This window comes from Rhodococcus gannanensis, from assembly GCF_042681175.1.
Taxonomy (GTDB): Bacteria; Actinomycetota; Actinomycetes; order Mycobacteriales; family Mycobacteriaceae; genus Rhodococcus_G; species Rhodococcus_G gannanensis.
The window spans coordinates 97,908-116,419 of the sequence record NZ_JBHUFB010000002.1 but is presented as its reverse complement, the minus strand read 5'-3'; the positions used below and the strand labels follow the sequence as shown (position 1 = coordinate 116,419).

Sequence of the window (18,512 nt, the reverse complement as noted above, 5' to 3'; positions counted from 1 at the left end):
CGGACTCTTCGGACAGTAGTCACCGGCACTCGTTGAGCGGCGCCCCGTCCCGACTTCGGGACGGGGCGCCGCGGCCTTTCATCTCAGTGCTGTCACAGCCTCGTGGGGAACCCGGAAGTCAGCCGGCCACTGTGCATCTCGTGGCAGTCGTCGACGAGGTCCAGCTGGCCCAGGTCGTGGGTGACCATCACGACCGCGACGTTCCGGTCGTGGGCGAGGTCGGCCAGCAGTGCGACCACCCGCCTGCTCCGGTCCTCGTCGAGCGCCGACGTGGGCTCGTCCACCAGGAGCACGGCCGGGTCGTTCATCAGCCCGCGGGCGATCGCGACCCGCTGCCGCTGTCCGCCGGACAACTGGTGCGGCCGCTTGTCGAGATGGCCGCCGAGACCCAGGTCCGTCAAGAGCGTGCGCGCGCGGTCGCGGTGTACCCGCACGCGCTCCCCGCGCAGATGCGTGATCGCGAGCAGCTGCTCCGTCGCGGTCAGCGACGGCAGCAGATTCGACTGCTGGAACACGAATCCGAGCCGCTCACGGCGCAGGGTGGTTCGCTGGGCGCGGGTGGATTCGGTGACGTCGGTGCCGTCCAGCACGACCAGGCCGGAGTCGGGAGCGGTGAGCAGTCCTGCGACGGCGAGAAGACTGGACTTGCCGGAACCGGACGGCCCCGTCACCGCGGTCAGCCGTCCCCGTTCGGCGGTGAAGTCGACGTCGTCGAGTGCGCGCATGCGCGCGTCGCCGTCGGGGTAGGTGAGGACGACGTTCCGAAGCGTGATTCCCATGGGTTGTCCTTCTCCTTCGGTGGAGGTCAGCGGGCTGCGCCGAGTGCGGTGAGGGGGTCGACGGCGACGATCCGGGCCAGCGCGGCCGCGGCGCCGAGCATGCCGAGGGCGATCAGTGCCACGAACGGCAGCGCCACCCCGGTCGCGGTGAGGGTGAACGGCACGGCTTGCGCCGCAAGCACACCCAGGCCTGCAGCAGTGATCGTCCCGAGCGTCGTGCCGAGGACGAGGACCGCGAATGCCTGACCGAGTGCGTCTCGGACCAGGTAGGCGGTGGACGCGCCCACGGCCTTGAGCACGGCGAGGTCCTGGCCGCGCTGGATCGTCCACACCGTGAAGAACGTGCCTACGACGAGCGAACCGACCACCACCAGCATGCCCTGCATCAGCAGCAGCGAGCCGCGTTCGGAGCTGTAGCCACCGATGGCGCCGAACGCGCCGGATTCGTCGGTGATCGCGGTGCCGGTGGCCGCCCCGGTCGCGGTTGCGTCGAATCCGGCTGAGGTCCGCAGGGCTACCGTGGTGCCGTCGCTGCCTGCCGCGGTCGGAAGTGTCCGCCAGTCCGCGAGGTCGAGCCACACGACGGGCTGATGGCTGTACGACGAGTTGTCGACGAGCGCGGTGACCGTGACGGCGCGGCCTCCGACGTCTACCTGCTCGCCCACCTGCCATCCGTGGTCCTCTGCGAATGCACGGTCCATCGCGATGCGGCCGGGATCGAGTGGGACCGGTGACGCGAACGACGCGCCGTCGACGCCGAACGCGCTGATTCCCACCTCCGTGCCGTTGACACCCACCCGGGACGGCGCAACGCCGACGAGGGTTGCCTCCTCGACGCCGGGTTGCGATGCCATGGCGCCGACCTGCGCCTCGGTGACGCGGGAGTCGGAGAACGACAGCGGCTGATCGGGTCCGGGCTCCGCGAACGCGTAGTGGTCCGCGCCCATGCGTTGGACGGCGGAGATCGACTCGTGTCCGAGCCCCGCCGTCAGGCCCGACAGCAGCACCACCATCAGGGAGACGAGGAAGCCGGCGGCGATGGTCAGGGCGAAGCGGCCGGTGGCGAAGCGGAGGTCACGAACAGCGAGGAACATGACTCCAGAGTCGTCGTCCGCGGCGCCGCATGCATCGCGCGACAGTAGGGTTCGGCGATCAATCGAAAGTTGGAATCCGCTGGTCGGAGCCCGTTCTTGAGCTGGGGTGGATGTTAGCGTGGACGAAATGCAGCACACGTCCGCTCCGATGTTGCGCGTCATGACAGTCGGCGCGCACGTCCTCTTCGTCCTCCTGCTGGGTGTCGGCGTCGCCCGCGTCGTCGTGGGCGCGTCGAATCCGGTGCCTGCGTCGGTGCTGGCGGCCGCGCTCCTCGGGTGGTACGCGCTCGGCGTCCGGTTCTCCAGCCGTGCGGTGTCCACGGCGTCCACCGGGCGGTCGACCGGTGGCCTGCTGTGGCTCGGTGTTCTCGTCGGAGGCTGGCTGGTTCTGGTACTGCTCGACTCGAGCTTCGTGTGGGTTGCGTTCCCCCTGTACTTCCTGTGCTTTCACCTGCTCCCGACAGGGCCGGCGCTCGCTGCGACGGTGGGGATCACAGCCGCCGGGATCGGTGCGACGCTGCTGCAGGGCGCGACGAACACTGTTGCGTCGATCCTCGGCCCGATCTTCGGTGCCGCCGCCGCGGCGGGGATGGCGCTGGTCTACCAGCAGCTGCTCGAGGACGCACGGCAGCGCGGCCGGCTGTACGAGGAGCTGTCGGTCGCGCACAACGAATTGCTCAGCGCCCAAGACGAACTCGCGGCGTTGCAGCGGAAGGCGGGTGCTGCAGAGGAGCGGGCACGGCTGGCCCGCGACATCCACGACACGCTCGCGCAGGGTTTCTCGTCGATCGTGTTGCTTGCGCGTGCCGGGCAGCGGGGAGACCCCGAATCCGCACTCGGCCAGATCGAGGAGACGGCCCGCGCCGGTCTCGACGAGGCCAGGCGGGTCGTCGGGGCGCTGACTCCCGCGGTGATGGACGGTGCGTCGCTGGTCTCGGCGCTCGACCGGGTGACCGCACAACTGCACGACCACACCGGGATCGACGCCACCGTCGTCGTCGACGGCGCCCCGGTGTCGGTGCCGATGGAGTACGACGTCGCGCTCCTGCGGGTGGCGCAGGGGGCGCTGGCCAACGTGCGTCTGCACTCCGAGGCCGAGCGGGTCCGGGTGACGCTGACCTACGGGGAGGACGAGGTTCGCCTCGACGTCGTCGACGACGGTGTCGGATTCGATCCGGCCGCACCGCGGGGTCGTTCGTTCGGGATCCGGTCCATGCGCGAGCGCCTCGACTCGCTGGGCGGCTCCCTCGTGGTCGAGTCGGCTCCGGGCGACGGGACCGCACTGGCCGCGACCCTCCCGGTGCCGTCGTGACGGCGCCGTCGGGGCCTGGGCAGGCTGCGCTCCGGGTGGTGCTGGTGGACGACCACCCCGTGGTCCGCGCCGGGATGCGGGCCCTGCTGTCCTCCGTCGACGGTCTGGAGGTGGTCGGGGAGGCGTCCTCGGGGGAGGCGGCGTTGGACGTGGTCGCGGAACAGCGGCCGGACGTCGTCCTCATGGACCTGCGGTTGGGGCCGGGGATGGACGGCGCGGAGGCGACGGGGGCGATCATCGCGGGCGACACGCCCCCGAAGGTGCTCGTGCTCACCACCTACGACACCGACGCCGACATCCTGAGGGCCGTGGAGGCGGGGGCGTCCGGCTACCTGCTCAAGGACAGTGACCCGGAGAAGCTGATCGACGCGGTCCGTGCCGCGGCCCGAGGGGAGACGGTGCTCGATCCTGGTGTGGCGCAGCGACTCTACCGCCGGATCCGGGCACCGCACGAGGATCTCAGTGCCCGCGAGACCGAGATCCTCACGCTGGTGGCGCGGGGGTTGTCGAACCGGGCGATCGCGCGGGAACTGTTCGTGACCGAGGCGACGGTGAAATCGCACCTGGTGCACGTGTTCTCGAAACTGTCGGTCGACAGTCGCACCGCTGCGGTCGCGGTGGCCCGCGATCGTGGCCTGATCCGCTGACGAGACCCGCGCGTCACCGCTCGCGGCGGCCGTCGGCTGGCACTACCGTCTACTCATGACGAGCGAGAATCCGGCCGCTCCACCGTCGACGCCTATGTCGCAGCCCCTCCGCGTCGATTCCGAGGTGGGCCGACTGCGGACGGTGCTGCTGCACCGGCCGGGGGACGAGCTCAAGCGCCTGACGCCGCGCAACAACGACCAACTGCTCTTCGACGGGCTGCCCTGGGTCGACCGCGCGCAGGAGGAGCACGACGCGTTCGCGGAGCTGTTGCGGTCGCGGGACGTGGAGGTGCTGTTGCTGGCGGACGTACTGACCGAGGCGCTGACGGTCAGCGGAGCGGCCCGGGTCCAGGGCATCGCCGCCGCCGTCGACCCGCGCCGACTCGGGCACCCCCTGGCGCAGGAACTCGCCGCACACCTGCGCACCGTCGAACCGGCGGTGCTGTCGACAGTGCTGACCGCGGGGATGACCTTCGACGAGCTCCCCATCGGGCCGAGCGGGTCGTCGCTGGTACGGCGGATGCACCACGGCGGCGACTTCGTCATCGAACCGCTGCCGAACCTGCTGTTCACCCGCGACTCGTCGTTCTGGATCGCGGACCGGGTCGCGATCACCGCCCTCGCATTGCCGGCGCGGGTGCGGGAGGCGTCGCTGACGGACCTGATCTACGCGTACCACCCGAGGTTCCGCGGTGTGCGCCGCGCGTACGAATCGCACACGGCCCCGGTCGAGGGTGGGGACGTGTTGCTGCTGTCGCCGGGGGTCATCGCCGTCGGGGTGGGGGAGCGGACCACACCGGCGGGAGCGGAGGCGTTGGCGCGCAGCGTGTTCGAGGACGGCCTCGCGCACACCGTCGTCGTGGTCCCGATCGAGCAGCGGCGAGCCTCGATGCACCTCGACACGGTGTGCACGATGGTCGACGTCGATGCGGTCGTGATGTACCCGGCTGTGGCAGACACTCTTTCGGCGTTCACCCTGCGGTTCGAGGGGGACGGGGTCACGATCCGCGGCGCCGAGCCCTTCCTGGACGCGGCGGCCGCCGCGATGGGAATCGGCAAGCTCCGCGTCATCGACACCGGGCTCGACCACGTCACCGCCGAGCGCGAACAGTGGGACGACGGCAACAACACCCTCGCCCTCGCGCCCGGGGTCGTCGTCGCCTACGAACGCAACGTCGAAACCAATGCGCGACTGGAGGCGTCGGGGATCGAGGTGCTGCGCATCGCCGGTTCCGAGCTCGGGTCGGGCCGGGGTGGTCCCCGCTGCATGTCCTGCCCGATCGCGCGGGACTGACACGGCCCGACGGTCGGCCGGCTACAGGATCGTGGTGACCTTCTCGACCGGACGGGCGAGGACGGTGCCGCGGTCGGTGACCACCAGGGGACGCTCGATGAGGATCGGGTTCTCGACCATCGCGTCGATCAGCTCGTCCTCGGTGGCGTCGGCGAGGCCGAGGTCCTTGTAGACGGACTCCTTCTTGCGGATCGCCTGGCTCGGTTCGAGACCGGCGTCGTCGAGGAGCTTGCGCAGTCCGTCCCGCGACGGTGGGGTGTCGAGGTACTTGACGATCGTCGGGACGATGCCCGCCTCCTCGATCAATGCGAGTACCTTGCGTGAGGTCGAGCAGCGCTGATTGTGGTAGATCGTGGCCCTGGTCGCGGGGGAAGTGGTTGCCATGAGGGACATTCTGCCTCGCGGCCCGAATCCGGGACAGCGGCGACCGCGGTGCGGTTACATGTCGGCATGGACCTCCGGACGATCGCCGACCGCATCGAGATCACCGACCTGCTGACGCGCTATGCGCATGCGGTCGACACCAAGGACTGGGCGCTGTACCGCACGGTGTTCACCGCCGACGCCGCCATCGACTACTCGACGACGGGCGGACCGGCGGGGTCCCTCGAGGAGGTCGTCGAGCAGCTGACGCCGATGCTCGACCTGTTCGTCCGCACCCAGCACTACGTCTCGAACATCGCGGTCGATCTCGACGGCGACACGGCAAGTGTGCGGGCCATGTTCTTCAACCCGATGATCCTGTCCGAGGCGAAGGACGGGGCTCCGGCCAAGCAGTTCTTCTGTGGCGGCTGGTACAACCACGAGCTCGTCCGGACCGAGGATGGCTGGCGCAGCCGCAAGCTGTACGAGGAGTCGGCGTGGTTCGACGGGCTGGACCGGCTGGCCTGAAGCGGCGGAGGCCGTACACGGCTCGATGGGCGTGTGGCGTGCCGTCGGGGCCCGGCGGGGTTAGCCTCGCGACATGCGCATCGACATCGAGCCGGATTCGTCGACGGCACCCTACGAGCAGGTGAAGTTGCAGATCCTCGATCAGGTGCGGAACGGCCGGCTGATCGCGGGGACGAAGCTGCCGACCGTCCGTGCGCTGGCCGAGCAGTTGGGTCTGGCGGCGAACACGGTCGCGAAGTCGTATCGCGAGCTGGAGGCGCTCGGCGCCATCGAGACCAGGGGCAGGCTCGGGTCCTTCGTCGCGGCGACGGGTGACGCGTCGGAGGGGGCGGCGGCGCGGGCGGCCACGGAGTACGTCGCGACGGTCCGCGGACTGGGGCTGTCCGACGACCTCGCCCGCTCGTTGGTCGAGGCGGCGATCAGGGGCGCATAGCGCCTGCTTGGGGCTACGCTCGAACCCGGACGTGCCGAACGCCGCGAGACCGCGTGCGTGACGGAGGTGAGGCCGGTGTACCTCGTCGTCGAGGTGTTGGTGATGGCGCTGCACTTCGCGTTCATCGGATACCTGGTGTTCGGGGGATTCGTGGCGTGGCGATGGCCGCGCACTCTCGTTCTGCACGTCGGAGCCGTCGTGTGGGGCATCGGGTCGGTCCTGGTCGGATACGAGTGCCCGCTGACCTGGTTGCAGAACTGGGCCCGGGAGTCGGACGGGCGTCCGCCGTTGCCGTCGTCGGGGTTCATCGCGCACTACCTGACGGGTGTGGTCTATCCGGAGTCCGCTGTGAACCTGGTGCGACTGCTGGTCGTCGTGGTGATCGTCGGGTCGTGGGTGGGATGTGTCCGGCGGGTGCGGCACGCGTGGTCGGCACCACACCCTGTTAGTTGACGCTTCAACTTAAATCGTGCCACAGTGGGTGCGGGTCGGCACCGGAACGTCGGCCCGAGCCCCGAACCGCAAAGGACGGCCACGACATGAAATCCAGCGCATTCCGCGACTTGTCTCTACTGATCGCCCGGGTCGGCATCGGTGTCATCTTCGTTGCCCACGGCTGGCAGAAGTTCTTCACCAACGGCATCGACGCCACGCAGCAGGCGTTCGACGGCATGGGCGTGCCGCTGCCCGACCTGTCCGCCATCGCGGCCGCCACGATCGAGCTGGTCGGCGGATTCGCGCTCATCGCCGGAGTCGCGACACCTGTCTTCGGCATCCTGCTCTTCCTCGACATGCTCGGTGCCTTCGTCATCGTGCATGTCGACAAGGGGATCTTCGTCTCCGAAGGCGGTTACGAACTCGTCCTCGCGCTCGGCGTCTCCTCGCTGTTGCTCGCGGCGACCGGCGCAGGGCGCCTCAGCGTCGACGGACTGCTGGGCGGACGGTCCCGAACCAGCGCAACCACCTAGCGTAGCCCTGCCGCGCAGTTATGCGGCATCACCGCGCGCCAGGTTGCATTTGCCGTCGCAGCCGAGCAACGTAGGTGATCATGGCTGCGAAAACCGATTCTCCGGGAATGGATTCCGGTCAGAGCAAACCCGACGACCCGGGCATCGGCAGTGTCGCGGCCACCGAAGCGGGTCCCGTCGATGCAGCTCCGAGCGGCCCGCAGGTACGCACCGACCGCGTCGTGTTCGGGGTCACCGCGGCGATCGTCGGCGTGATCCTCGTCTGGGGCCTGGTCTCCCCGGACAACCTCCAGTCGGTGACGGGTCACGTGCTCGACTGGATCGTCACGAACGTCGGCTGGCTGTTCATCCTCGCGGCCAGCGGTTTCGTGCTCTTCTCGCTGTGGCTGGCGTTCAGCCGGTTCGGCAGGATCCCGCTCGGTAAGGACGGCGAGAAGCCGGAGTTCAAGACGGTCAGCTGGATCGCGATGATGTTCAGCGCGGGCATGGGTATCGGTCTGATGTTCTACGGCGTCGCCGAACCGCTCGCCCACTACGTCACTCCACCACCCGGCACCGACGGCGGCATCGGCACCGCCATGGCCACCACGATGTTCCACTGGAGCCTGCATCCTTGGTCGATCTACGCCGTCGTCGGTCTCGCGCTCGCCTACGGCACCTATCGACGGGGCCGCAAGCAGCTGTTCAGCTCGGCCTTCGTGTCCCTGCTCGGGCGGCGGGCCGAAGGCCCGATCGGCAGGGTCATCGACATCCTCGCCATCTTCGCGACCATGTTCGGTACCGCCGCGTCGCTCGGCCTCGGCGCACTGCAGATCGGATCGGGCATCGAGGTCGCGGGCTGGGTCGAAGAGGCCGGGATCATGCTCCTCGTCGCGGTCATCGCCGTTCTGACCCTCGCCTTCATCGCGTCCGCAGTGTCCGGCGTCGCGAAGGGAATCCAGTGGCTGTCGAACATCAACATGGTGCTCGCGCTCCTGCTCGCGGTGTTCGTCTTCGTACTCGGTCCCACCGTGCTCATCCTCAACCTGATTCCGACCACGATCGGCGCCTACTTCGGCGAGCTGTTCGAGATGTCGGCGCGCACCGCCGCGTCCGTGAATCCCGAGGTCGGGGAGTGGCTGTCCTCGTGGACGATCTTCTACTGGGCGTGGTGGATCTCGTGGACCCCCTTCGTCGGGATGTTCCTCGCCCGCATCAGCCGCGGTCGCACCATCCGTGAGTTCGTCGCCGGCGTCATCCTCGTGCCCAGCATCGTCAGCCTGCTGTGGTTCTCGGTGTTCGGCGGTGCCGGTATCGCGGAGCAACGCGACGGCATCGACCTCGCCGGCCGGGACTCGTCCGAGGAACAGCTGTTCGGAATGCTCGACAACCTGCCGCTCGCGGGCATCTCGACAGTCCTCGTGATGCTGCTCGTCGCCATCTTCTTCGTCTCCGGGGCGGACGCGGCGTCGATGGTGATGGGCACCCTGTCACAGCGCGGCTCGCTCTCCCCACAGCGGTGGAACGTGGTGTTCTGGGGTGCGCTCACCGGCGGTGTCGCCGCGCTGATGCTGTGGACGGGTGGGGAGGACGCGCTCGACGGCCTGCAAACCATGACCATCATCGCGGCGGCTCCGTTCGTCCTGGTGATGATCGGACTGTGCATCTCGCTGTACCGCGACCTCTGTCACGATCCGATGATCCTGCGACCGCGGGAACGCCGTCGGCTGCCGCTACCGCTCCGCCGCCGCCGCGCTCCCGAGTGACCTCGCGGCGGTCATCGCCAGCTCGGTAGCCACAGCTGCTGCTGCCACAGCTCCGGGGTGATCGGCAGCGCCGTGAGGATCGGCCACAGCCAGACGAAGTTCGCGACCACCAGGCCCACGTAGAGCGCGACCGCAAGCAGGCCGGTGCCGCGGCGTTCGTCGGCCTGCACCCGGGTCGCACCGATGCGCCCGCGGGCCGCGCCGATCACCTCCCCGCACACCAGTGCCAGGCCCATCACCAGGAACGGGGCGAGCGCGACCGCGTAGAAGTAGTACATCTGCCGGTCCATCGTCACGAACCACGGCAGCCACCCTGCCGCATACCCGACCAGCACGGCTGCGTACCGCCAGTCGCGTCCGACGACCGAACGCCACAGCGCCCACGCCAGCATCGGCAACGACAACCACCACAGCGCGGGTGTGCCGATCAGCATGATCGCCTTGACGCAGCTCTCGGCGCCGCACCCGGACACCTGGTCGCCCTCGGCGAAGTAGTACAGCATCGGCCGCAGCCCCATCGGCCACGTCCACGGTTTCGACTCCCACGGGTGGTGGTTGCCCGCCGAATTGGTCAGACCGGAGTGGAACTCGAGGACGTTCGCGCTGTAGTACCAGAGCGAGCGCAGTGCGTCCGGCACGAACGAGAAGCTGCCGCCGAACCCGATCTCGTCGCCGACCGCATGCCGGTTCACCCCGGTCTCCGACGCGAACCACGCCCAGTAGCTCGCCAGGTAGACCCCGAGTGGGACCAGGACGAGCGCGTACAGGCCGGGACCGACGTCGCGCAGCGCGGCGCCCACCCACGGTCGCCGCACGCCGTGGTAACGACGCGCAGCGACGTCGAATGCCACGCACATCACCCCGAAGAACGCGATGAAGTACATGCCGGACCACTTCGTGCCGCACGCCAGCCCGAGCATGACGCCTGCGCCGAAACGCCACCACCGGACACCGAGACGTGGGCCGTACTCGGAGATCCCGATCCGGCCTTCCGCGAATGCGACCGCCATCCGTTCCCGCACCTGGTCGCGGTCGACGACCAGGCAGCCGAACGCGGCGACCACGAACAGCGCCATGAAGATGTCGAGCATCCCGATCCGTGACGAGACGAAGGTGACGCCGTCCGCGATCAGCAGGATGCCCGCGATCGCCCCGACCAGCGTCGACCGCGTCATGCGGCGCACGATCCGGATGACCAGCAGGACGAGGATCGTGCCCGCGACCGCCGACGCGAATCGCCAGCCCCAGCCGTTGTACCCGAACACGGCCTCACCGAGCGCGATCAGCTGCTTGCCGACGGGAGGATGAACGACCAGCCCGTATCCGGGGTTGTCCTCGACCCCGCCGCCGGTGAGCACCTGCCAGCCCTGCGGCGCATAGTGCTTCTCGTCGAACACCGGCGTACCGGCGTCGGTGGGGTAGCCGAGCATCGTGAAACGGGTGATCGCCGCGATCGCGGTGAGGAAGAGGGTGACCACCCAGCCGCGGAGCCGGTCGGCGGGCGGCGGGTCCGGTACCGGCGCGGCCGGACCCGGGCTGATCAGCACCCGGTCGTCCACCGCCCAGCGCTCGTCGGTCAACTGGGTCACCGATCGATCGTAGGCTGTCGAACATGAACGGTTGTCTCGTCCTCGCCGCGACCCCGATGGGGGAGGTCCTCGACGCCTCGGAACGGCTGCGGACCGCCCTCGCGACCGCCGACGTGGTCGCCGCCGAGGACACCCGCCGAACCAGGCACCTCGCGGCTGCGCTCGGCGTCACCATCACCGGTCGCGTCGTCAGCTTCTACGACCAGGTCGAGACGACCCGGCTGCCCGGGCTCGTGGAGGACGTCGCGAACGGGAAGACCGTGCTCCTGGTGACCGACGCCGGCATGCCCTCGGTCAGTGATCCCGGCTACCGGCTCGTCGCGGCGTGCGTCGAGCGGGACCTGCCGGTCACGTGCCTGCCCGGTCCCTCCGCGGTGACCACGGCGCTCGCGTTGTCGGGTGTGCCCGTGGAGAGGTTCTGCTTCGACGGCTTCCCGCCCCGCAAACAGGGGCCGCGCCGCGCGTGGCTGGAGACTCTGCGGACCGAGGCGAGAGCGTGTGTCTTCTTCGAGGCCCCGCACCGGCTCGCGGACTGCCTCGCCGACGCGGTCGAGGTTCTCGGTGGCGATCGCCGCGGTGCCGTGTGCCGCGAGCTGACCAAGACCTACGAGGAGGTTCGTCGCGGCACGCTCGCCGAGCTCGCGGAGTGGGCCGTCGACGGGGCGCGCGGTGAGATCACGGTCGTGCTCGAGGGCGCCCGCCCGGTTGCGGCACGGCCGGAGGATCTGGTCGCGGTCGTCGAACAGTTGGTCGCCGAGGGCGCTCGGCTCAAGGATGCGTGCGCGGACGTCGCGACCGACGGCGTCTCCAAGCGCGAGGTGTACGAGGCGGTACTCGCGGCGCGCCGAACGTGAGCCGTACGGCCGATGTCGATCCGGGGGAGCGACGGTCAGGTCGGCATCCCCGCGAGCACCACGATCAGTGCGACGGACGCCGCGATCACGAGTGCGGCCGACAGGGTCGGCGGTATGGCCTGGACGATCCTGATGGCGATGCGACTCACCCTATGCTCCTCACGTCGATGTGCGCTGCCCGGCGGGAACTACCCCTCGAACTTCTTCAGTTCCCGCCGGTGCTGCGACGTACGCAGGGCCTTGCCTGCGGTGCTCACAACTGTGCCGCCCCGAGCGGACCTGACCAATAGGTCTGATCCGCGGATCCGGTATTCTCCCAGTTCAATTGTGGTGAGGAACTATTCCGCAGCGGATTTTCCGCGGGTGGGAACAGGTGGAGACGGGCGGCCGGATGACCGACGAGCATGACGCGAGGCTGCACTTCGCCGACCAGTTGAGACTGCTGTTCGCGACCGCGGGTGGACCCCCGCTCAAAACCGTCGTGTCGGAGGCAGCCGCACTCGGGCGCGCGATCGGCGCCGAGAAACAGGTGTCGATCCAGCGCCTCAGTGACTGGCGTTCCGGCAAGCGGGTGCCCGCGAGCTTCGACGCGCTGCGCCCGGTTCTCGTCTCCCTGATCCGCACCGCCCAGTCGTTGCACGGCAGCCAGCCCCCGTCGCCGGGTCTGTACTCCCTCAAACAGTGGCAGCTGTGGTGGGAGGGTGCCCGCGACGGCGGCGGCGCCGCCCGGACGAACGTGGAATCCGACAAGCCCACCTCGGCCCCGATGTCCGGGGTTCGGCCGTATCGAGGACTCCAGCCGTACCGCGCCCAGGACGCCCGCCTGTTCTTCGGCCGCACCGAGAGCCTGCGGCGGCTCGTCGACGTGGTGACCGCGGCGCAGGGGCACGGCATCGCCATCGTCACCGGCGCGTCCGGTGTCGGAAAGTCGTCGCTCGTCCAGGCCGGCCTCGTGCCCGAACTGCTCGGGTCCGGTTCGCTTCGATCCGACGGAGCGCCCGGGACGGCGATCGTGCTGACCCCCGGCCCGGACCCCATGCGCTCGCTCGCCGCGGCGCTCCCCGAGCTCGGTGACCTGCGCCCGGGCTTCGGCCGGGAGGACGTCCGGCGCGCGGTCCGCGCGGCAGCGGTCCGTCTCGACGTCTCGCAACTGGTCCTGATCGTCGACCAGATCGAGGAACTGTTCACCCAGTGCGACGACCCGAACGCGCGCGACCGTTTCCTCGCGCTGCTCGACGCCGCCGCCTCCGAGTTGGCGCCCGACGAGACCTCGGATGCGGCTCCGGTCGTCGTCGCGACTATGCGCTCGGACTTCTACGCGCTGGCGTTGTCGCATCCGGTGCTCGCCGACGCACTGGAGCGGCGCAGTCGCGCGGTGTCCCCGCTGACCCGCGCCGACATGATCGAGGTCATCACCCGGCCCGCGCAGCTGATCGGGCTCAAGCTGGAGTCCGGTCTCGTGGACCTGATCCTGCACGACCTGGGTGTGCTCACCGTGGACGACGGCGGCAGCACGGTGCTGCCTCTGCTCTCGCACCTGCTCGACACCATGTGGGAGCGCCGCCGCGGCGGCCAGCTGACGGTCGCCGCGTATCGGGCGACCGGCGGTGTGCGCGGATCGGTCACCGCGACCGCGGAGCGCACCTGGGAGGGGCTCGACGAACGTGGCCGGGTTCTGGCACGGGCGGTCATGGTGCACCTGGTGTACGTCACGCAGACCGGCGCCGACGTCAAGATGCGCCGCACCCTGCCGGAACTGCTCGCCCTCACCGACGACCCCGGCGAGGTCCAGAAGGTGGTCGACCGGTTCATCGCGGCCCGGGTGCTCGTCGCCGACGCCGACAGCGTCGAACTGATCCACGACGCGGTGATCGAGGCGTGGCCCCGGCTGAAGGCATGGATCCAGGAGGATCGCTCCTACTCGGCGCTGAGGCAGCAGATCGAGGAGGACGCCGCGCGGTGGGAACAGTCCACCCGCGACGCCAGCCTGCTCTACCAGCGCGGACGCCTCGACATCGTGAACGAGGCGTCGCGTCTGGCGGCCGAGGGCAACGCCGGCGTCGGGTACGTCGGGTCGGGTGGAGTCGGACTGGTCGCGACGTCGATGACGCCGTCGGCGACCGAGTTCCTCGCCGCGTCGACCCGCCACTCCCGCCGCAGTACGTGGATTGCTCGCGGCGTGATGGCGGCGCTCGTGGTGTCGACCGTGGTCGCGATGGTCGCGGTGTCGATGGCGTGGTCGGCGAAGAACCGTGCCGAGTCCGAGAGCAACGCCGCCCAGTTCCGGCAGGTCATGGCGCTCGCGGATTCGCTGCGGACCACCGATCCGACGACGTCGGCGCGGCTGTCGCTGGCGGCCTGGCAGATGCGGCCCGGTTCGGACGACGCGTACTCCCGGTTGATCGCGACCGAGGCGACACCGATCGGTCGTGCCCTCGACGGCCACACGGGACCGGTGTACGGGGTTGCGGTCAACAGCACCGGCACCCTGATGGCCTCGGCCAGTGACGACCGCACGGTGCGCCTGTGGGCGCTGGGCGGCGCCGAGCCGACGCCGGTCGGGGTGCCGCTGACCGGCTCGGAGAAGTACATGGCCTCGGTGTCGTTCTCGCCGTCGGGGACGGTGCTCGCCGCGGGAGCCGGTGACGGCACGGTTCGGATCTGGGACGTGCAGGACCCGGCCGTTCCGCGTCTGCTCCTCGACGGTGTGCGCACCGGGACGAAGGCTGTCCACAACATCCGGTTCAGTCCCGACGGCCGAACCCTCGCCGTGCCGAACGACGACGGCACGGTGACGCTGATGGACACCTCGGCCGTGCTCGCTGCCTCGCCCGCGGCGGGCCCGTATCCGACGACTGTCCTCGCGGCGCATCCTGCCGGGGTCCGGACCGTGTCGTTCCGGAACGACTCGGCGGTGCTGGCGACGTCGAGCGACGACCGCAGTGTCCGGCTGTGGGACCTGTCGAACCGTGCGGCTCCCGTGCTGTTGCCGCCGGTCCCCGCCGAGTTCGGCGACGTCGTCCACTCGGTGGCGTTCGCGCCGGACGGACGCATGCTGGCGGCGAGCAGTGACGACGGCGTCATCCGACTGTTCGACACGACGGACGTCAGGGTGGTCCGGGAGGTCGGATCCCCGGTGCAGGCCCACACCGGTGCGATCTGGACGATCGCCTTCGAACCCCGGGGCACCACACTGGTCAGCGCGTCCTGGGACGGCACGGTCAAACGTTGGTCGGTGGGTGAGGACCGCAGCACGATGCGGCAGCTGCAGCCGCCGATGACCGGCAACGGCGGCGGCGTGCCCGCGCTGGCGTTGTCGCCGGACGGGGCGACGGTGTTCACCGGTGGCCAGGACTCCCGCGTGCGGGTGTGGACGCTGCCACGGACCGCGGTGGCGGCATCCGATTCGGCACTGACCCTGCCGTCGATCAGCCGCGACGGCACGTTGATGGCGACGGCCGGCTACGACTCGGTGGTCCGGCTCTGGCGCGTGAACGCGGTGGGTGGCGTCGAGGCAGCGGGGTCGGTGGAACTGCCGCGCCCCTTCGGCGGCGCGTACGTCGTCGAACTCGCCCCGGACGGGACGCTGATGGCGACCGCGCCGACGACCGGCGGGCAGGTGCAGATCTGGGACGTCCGAGACCGGGATCGTCCGGTCGCGCTGGGTGCGCCGATCGCGACGCAGACCCGTTTCACGTGGGAGCTGGCGTTCGGCCCCGACAGTCGCACCCTCGCCACGGGAGACGACGACACCAGCGTCCGGCTGTGGAATCTCGCCGACCCGGCGCGGCCGGTGCCGTGGGGTGAACGACTCGACGGGCCGACCAATCTGGTCCGAACGGCGACGTTCAGCCCCGACGGATCGTCGCTCGTCGCAGTCGACGCCGACGGCGGCATGTACGCGTGGCGGGTCACCGATCCCGGAGAGCCGGAGGCGCTGAGGGTCGGCGACGGCGGCGGGTCCGGCATCAACGCGGTGTCCTTCGCGCCGGACGGCCGGACACTGGCAACCGGAACGGACGATCAGACCGTCGTGTTGTGGGACCGTGCGGCGGACGGCTCGCTCACGGTCCGGGAACCGGAGTTGCGGGGCCACAGCGGCACCGTCTACTCGGCGTCGTACGACTCGACGGGGCGCTACGTGGTGTCGGGGAGCGACGACGGCACGGTCCGGCTGTGGGACGTCTCCGATCCCGCGGCCATGCGTGAGGTCGGTGGGCCGATCCTCGTCGACGGTCCGGGACGTCAGCAGGTCAAGTTTCTGCCGAACTCGAACACGGTCGCGTCGGCGGACGGCGACGGCGTGCTGCGGGTCTCGCGGCTCGACGTGGACGCGATCATCGACCGGATCTGCGCTGCCTCGTCGCCGCTGAGCTCCCAGCAGGAGGCCGACTACGAGTTGACGGGGTCGGCGCGTGGGGAGTGCTCGACGTAGTTCCGGCGTCAGAGGCGGGGTACGCCACCCAGTGCGAGGATGCTCGACGCCTTGTCGAGGCACTCCTGCCATTCGGCGTCGGGGTCGGAGTCGATGGTGATGCCCCCGCCCACCCCGAGCGTCGCGTGGCCGCTCGGATCGAACTCGACGGTGCGGATCGCCACGTTGAGTTCGGTTCCGGCAAGTGGTGACGCGAACCCGACGGTCCCGCAGTACACCCCGCGTGGGGTGGGTTCCCACGTCGAGAGCAGTTGTCGGGCACGGTGTTTCGGACATCCGGTGACCGATGCGGGTGGGAAGCTCGCGTCGAACAACTCCGGCGTCCCGGTGTCCGGCGGCATCGTCGCGGTGACCGTGGACACCAGGTGCCACACGCCGGGCGCGGGGTGCACCCCCAGTAGGTCGGTCACCGTCACCGACCCGGGGACGGCGAGATGCCCGAGGTCGTTGCGAACCAGGTCCACGATCATCACGTTCTCGGCGACGTCCTTCACGGAGGCCCGGAGTTCGTTCGGGTCGGCGTCGATCGACAGGGTGCCCTTGATCGGACTGGAGGTGACGCGGTCACCGTGCCGGGCGAGATACAACTCGGGGGACAGCGATGCCACCGCACCCCAGTCGCCTCCCACGTAGGCAGCGCGTGCCGGTCGGGTCGCCTCCGCCGCGTCCGCGAAGAAGTGCAGCGGGTCGCCGGTGACGTTCCCGGTGAACTGCCCGCACACGCAGGCCTGGTACACCTCGCCGGCGGCGATCGCGTCGAGGCACTGCAGGATGCCGGAGCGGTGTGCTTTCCGGTCCGGCGGCGTCCAGTCGATGTGCCACGGGGCGCGCGTCGCGCGAGGGGCGGTCACTGCGTCGGCCCAGTGCGTGGGGCACGGCGTGTCCGTCAGCGACTCGTACCACCAGCAGTCGTCGCCGTCGAGGCGCAGGACGGAATCGGTCCATCCGCCTGCGGCTTCCGGCAGCGCCGGTGTGCGTCCGTCGGAGGGAAGGTCGGGGTAGCCCCGGTAGCCGATCCATCCGCCGCCGATGGTGCCGGTCGGTCCCGCGTCCCGTGGCTCGGGATCGACGCGTGGCCGGTGGGAGGGAACGTCGAACGCGGTCCGCGGGTCGACCGGGCGGGTCGTGACGGCAGGCGCGAGTACGGCCCGTGCCCCGAACCAGTCGCCGATGAGTGCAGCCGGTGCGGGGAGGTCGCGCTCGGCGTTGACTTGCGCCAGGGCGCGCAACACCGCTGCCGGGGTACCGCCCCCGCCCAACCGTTCGACTCGCACCGGGAAAGGGTTTCACGATGCGGCGCGAGTACGAAAACGGCAGGTGGGATCCAGGGTCTCACCCTGTCACCGCCCGAGGTCCCGGAGTGAGGTTCGCAGCGTCGGCAGCGGTGCGGCCCGCCGCCATGCCGGCGTGGTCGCTGACGGTGAATCCCCAGGACCGCAGGGCGGGTCCGAACAGTCGGTCGACCTCGGCCTGGACCGCGTCGGAGCGGCGGGCGAGGAGCGGCAGCAGGTCACCGAAGGTGACGCCCGCATCCACCACCGCCTCGGCGGTGGCGGCCTTGTCGGCTTCGGTGAGTCGTTGCCCGATCCGGACGGCGAAGCCGTAGAGGAAGGCGCGCCGGAACGCGGCCGTGTTCGTCGTGTGGGGGTTCGCCGTGTGCGTGCCGGACGAGGGCAGGTCCGCGTCGCGCGTGGTTGCGGCGCGCATCGCCCGGGTGGCCTGGATCAGGAGCGACGTGAACAGGAGGTCGACCTGTTCGAGATCGGCGGGAGTTCCGACGACGGTCGCGATCGCGTCCACCGGATTGAACAGGGTCCGAACGTGATTGGCGTCGCCCACGGTGGTGAGGAGCAGGCCCTTGTGCTTGCTGTACGGCCGGTCGAGGTGAATCCGTCTGGCGTGCACCGGGACCGACCGATCCGGGGAGGTGGAATCGAGCAGCGCCGTCGTCACCGAGTGCCGCGTCATCAGCTCCTGGGCCTTGGCGGTGAGGGTCTCGGCTTCCTCGGTGAACTCGGTGCTCTCCGCTTTGGCGAGCAGCCCCCGAATCCGGCCCAGCACTTTCGCGTCCGTGCCGGTGCGGACCCCGTCGTCGGGGCGGATGTCGGGCCACTGCGACGGAGGTGGGCACAGTCGGCGCAGTGGTGCCAGCTGCCCGAGCAGACGGACGGCGGTAGTCGACAGCGGCGGCTCGTCGGGGCGGCGCGGGAAGGCGGACGCGATCGCCCTGAGCTGGTCCACCCAGTGCAGCGGGGCGCGGGCCCACGCGCCGCTGCGGTGCGCCTCCCGCTGGATCAGCAGAGCGATCGGCGCCAGTTCGACCGCTGCGAGGCCGCGCCGGGCGACGTGCAGCACGTCGCCCGGTTGCCAGCCGATCTCGTAGGCGTGACGCAGCAGCGCCGCGTCGTCACCGGTGTGTCCTTCTCGAAAGTCTGTTCGATTGCTCCCCATGCGGGCAGTGTGCCGCAGCG

Annotated in this window: 16 protein-coding genes; 10 read left to right on the top strand and 6 right to left on the bottom strand. The window is 70.0% G+C overall.

The window, feature by feature from the left end:
• Window positions 1–92: 92 nt before the first annotated feature.
• Together ACFSJG_RS01565 and ACFSJG_RS01560 are read right to left on the bottom strand one after the other, a co-directional pair.
• On the bottom strand, window positions 93–779 hold the full coding sequence (locus ACFSJG_RS01565; RefSeq protein ID WP_378483444.1) for an ABC transporter ATP-binding protein: 687 nt from the start codon (window positions 777–779) through the stop codon (window positions 93–95).
• Between the two features lie 26 nt (window positions 780–805).
• Window positions 806–1,873 (bottom strand): FtsX-like permease family protein, encoded by a 1,068-nt coding sequence (locus ACFSJG_RS01560; RefSeq protein ID WP_378483443.1) that lies wholly within the window; start codon window positions 1,871–1,873, stop codon window positions 806–808.
• Between the two features lie 127 nt (window positions 1,874–2,000).
• Between ACFSJG_RS01560 and ACFSJG_RS01555 the strand changes: the two genes are divergently transcribed.
• The 3 genes from ACFSJG_RS01555 to ACFSJG_RS01545 all read left to right on the top strand — a co-directional run bounded on the left by ACFSJG_RS01555 (window position 2,001) and on the right by ACFSJG_RS01545 (window position 5,126).
• Window positions 2,001–3,185 carry a sensor histidine kinase gene (locus ACFSJG_RS01555; RefSeq protein WP_378483442.1) on the top strand — a complete coding sequence of 395 codons (1,185 nt, stop codon included), beginning with the start codon at window positions 2,001–2,003 and terminating at the stop codon, window positions 3,183–3,185.
• On the top strand, window positions 3,182–3,832 hold the full coding sequence (locus tag ACFSJG_RS01550) for a response regulator (RefSeq protein WP_378483441.1): 651 nt from the start codon (window positions 3,182–3,184) through the stop codon (window positions 3,830–3,832). Before ACFSJG_RS01555 ends, ACFSJG_RS01550 begins: the two co-directional genes overlap by 4 nt.
• A gap of 94 nt (window positions 3,833–3,926) precedes the next feature.
• Window positions 3,927–5,126, top strand: a complete 1,200-nt coding sequence (locus ACFSJG_RS01545; protein ID WP_378483511.1) for an arginine deiminase — start codon at window positions 3,927–3,929, stop codon at window positions 5,124–5,126.
• A gap of 21 nt (window positions 5,127–5,147) precedes the next feature.
• On the opposite strand, the gene arsC is transcribed toward ACFSJG_RS01545, so the two are convergent.
• Window positions 5,148–5,519, bottom strand: a complete 372-nt coding sequence (arsC, locus tag ACFSJG_RS01540) for an arsenate reductase (glutaredoxin) (RefSeq protein ID WP_378483440.1) — start codon at window positions 5,517–5,519, stop codon at window positions 5,148–5,150.
• A 57-nt stretch (window positions 5,520–5,576) separates the two neighbouring features.
• Between arsC and ACFSJG_RS01535 the strand changes: the two genes are divergently transcribed.
• The 5 genes from ACFSJG_RS01535 to ACFSJG_RS01515 all read left to right on the top strand — a co-directional run bounded on the left by ACFSJG_RS01535 (window position 5,577) and on the right by ACFSJG_RS01515 (window position 9,163).
• Window positions 5,577–6,017 carry a nuclear transport factor 2 family protein gene (locus ACFSJG_RS01535; RefSeq protein ID WP_378483439.1) on the top strand — a complete coding sequence of 147 codons (441 nt, stop codon included), beginning with the start codon at window positions 5,577–5,579 and terminating at the stop codon, window positions 6,015–6,017.
• Between the two features lie 73 nt (window positions 6,018–6,090).
• Complete coding sequence (locus ACFSJG_RS01530) at window positions 6,091–6,450, top strand: GntR family transcriptional regulator (protein WP_378483438.1); 360 nt, start codon at window positions 6,091–6,093, stop codon at window positions 6,448–6,450.
• 102 nt (window positions 6,451–6,552) lie between these two features.
• A complete protein-coding gene (locus ACFSJG_RS01525) occupies window positions 6,553–6,903 on the top strand; it encodes a DUF2784 domain-containing protein (RefSeq protein WP_378483510.1) in 351 nt (116 codons plus the stop codon).
• An 86-nt stretch (window positions 6,904–6,989) separates the two neighbouring features.
• Window positions 6,990–7,418: a DoxX family protein gene (locus ACFSJG_RS01520; protein ID WP_378483437.1), complete on the top strand. Its 429-nt coding sequence runs from the start codon at window positions 6,990–6,992 to the stop codon at window positions 7,416–7,418.
• A gap of 80 nt (window positions 7,419–7,498) precedes the next feature.
• Complete coding sequence (locus ACFSJG_RS01515) at window positions 7,499–9,163, top strand: BCCT family transporter (protein WP_378483436.1); 1,665 nt, start codon at window positions 7,499–7,501, stop codon at window positions 9,161–9,163.
• A gap of 11 nt (window positions 9,164–9,174) precedes the next feature.
• Here the strand turns inward: ACFSJG_RS01515 and ACFSJG_RS01510 are convergent, their stop codons facing one another.
• On the bottom strand, window positions 9,175–10,752 hold the full coding sequence (locus ACFSJG_RS01510) for a dolichyl-phosphate-mannose--protein mannosyltransferase (protein ID WP_378483435.1): 1,578 nt from the start codon (window positions 10,750–10,752) through the stop codon (window positions 9,175–9,177).
• A 23-nt stretch (window positions 10,753–10,775) separates the two neighbouring features.
• Here ACFSJG_RS01510 and rsmI point away from each other — a divergent pair, with 23 nt between their 5' ends.
• Both rsmI and ACFSJG_RS01500 read left to right on the top strand, forming a co-directional pair.
• A complete protein-coding gene (rsmI, locus tag ACFSJG_RS01505) occupies window positions 10,776–11,606 on the top strand; it encodes a 16S rRNA (cytidine(1402)-2'-O)-methyltransferase (RefSeq protein WP_378483434.1) in 831 nt (276 codons plus the stop codon).
• 391 nt (window positions 11,607–11,997) lie between these two features.
• Window positions 11,998–16,041, top strand: a complete 4,044-nt coding sequence (locus tag ACFSJG_RS01500; RefSeq protein ID WP_378483433.1) for an nSTAND1 domain-containing NTPase — start codon at window positions 11,998–12,000, stop codon at window positions 16,039–16,041.
• Between the two features lie 8 nt (window positions 16,042–16,049).
• Here the strand turns inward: ACFSJG_RS01500 and ACFSJG_RS01495 are convergent, their stop codons facing one another.
• Together ACFSJG_RS01495 and ACFSJG_RS01490 are read right to left on the bottom strand one after the other, a co-directional pair.
• Window positions 16,050–17,315, bottom strand: a complete 1,266-nt coding sequence (locus ACFSJG_RS01495) for an aminodeoxychorismate synthase component I (protein WP_378483432.1) — start codon at window positions 17,313–17,315, stop codon at window positions 16,050–16,052.
• Window positions 17,316–17,373: 58 nt separating this feature from the next.
• Window positions 17,374–18,492 (bottom strand): DUF2786 domain-containing protein, encoded by a 1,119-nt coding sequence (locus ACFSJG_RS01490; protein ID WP_378483431.1) that lies wholly within the window; start codon window positions 18,490–18,492, stop codon window positions 17,374–17,376.
• Window positions 18,493–18,512: the final 20 nt, after the last annotated feature.

Coding starts and splice junctions, on each gene's coding strand:
- ACFSJG_RS01520 (WP_378483437.1), top strand. CDS start 6,990: ATGAAATCCAGCGCATTCCGCGACTTGTCTCTACTGATCGCCCGGGTC.
- ACFSJG_RS01555 (WP_378483442.1), top strand. CDS start 2,001: ATGCAGCACACGTCCGCTCCGATGTTGCGCGTCATGACAGTCGGCGCG.
- ACFSJG_RS01525 (WP_378483510.1), top strand. CDS start 6,553: ATGGCGCTGCACTTCGCGTTCATCGGATACCTGGTGTTCGGGGGATTC.
- ACFSJG_RS01490 (WP_378483431.1), bottom strand. CDS start 18,492: ATGGGGAGCAATCGAACAGACTTTCGAGAAGGACACACCGGTGACGAC.
- ACFSJG_RS01530 (WP_378483438.1), top strand. CDS start 6,091: ATGCGCATCGACATCGAGCCGGATTCGTCGACGGCACCCTACGAGCAG.
- arsC (WP_378483440.1), bottom strand. CDS start 5,519: ATGTCCCTCATGGCAACCACTTCCCCCGCGACCAGGGCCACGATCTAC.
- ACFSJG_RS01565 (WP_378483444.1), bottom strand. CDS start 779: ATGGGAATCACGCTTCGGAACGTCGTCCTCACCTACCCCGACGGCGAC.
- ACFSJG_RS01500 (WP_378483433.1), top strand. CDS start 11,998: ATGACCGACGAGCATGACGCGAGGCTGCACTTCGCCGACCAGTTGAGA.
- ACFSJG_RS01545 (WP_378483511.1), top strand. CDS start 3,927: ATGTCGCAGCCCCTCCGCGTCGATTCCGAGGTGGGCCGACTGCGGACG.
- rsmI (WP_378483434.1), top strand. CDS start 10,776: ATGAACGGTTGTCTCGTCCTCGCCGCGACCCCGATGGGGGAGGTCCTC.
- ACFSJG_RS01515 (WP_378483436.1), top strand. CDS start 7,499: ATGGCTGCGAAAACCGATTCTCCGGGAATGGATTCCGGTCAGAGCAAA.
- ACFSJG_RS01560 (WP_378483443.1), bottom strand. CDS start 1,873: ATGTTCCTCGCTGTTCGTGACCTCCGCTTCGCCACCGGCCGCTTCGCC.
- ACFSJG_RS01535 (WP_378483439.1), top strand. CDS start 5,577: ATGGACCTCCGGACGATCGCCGACCGCATCGAGATCACCGACCTGCTG.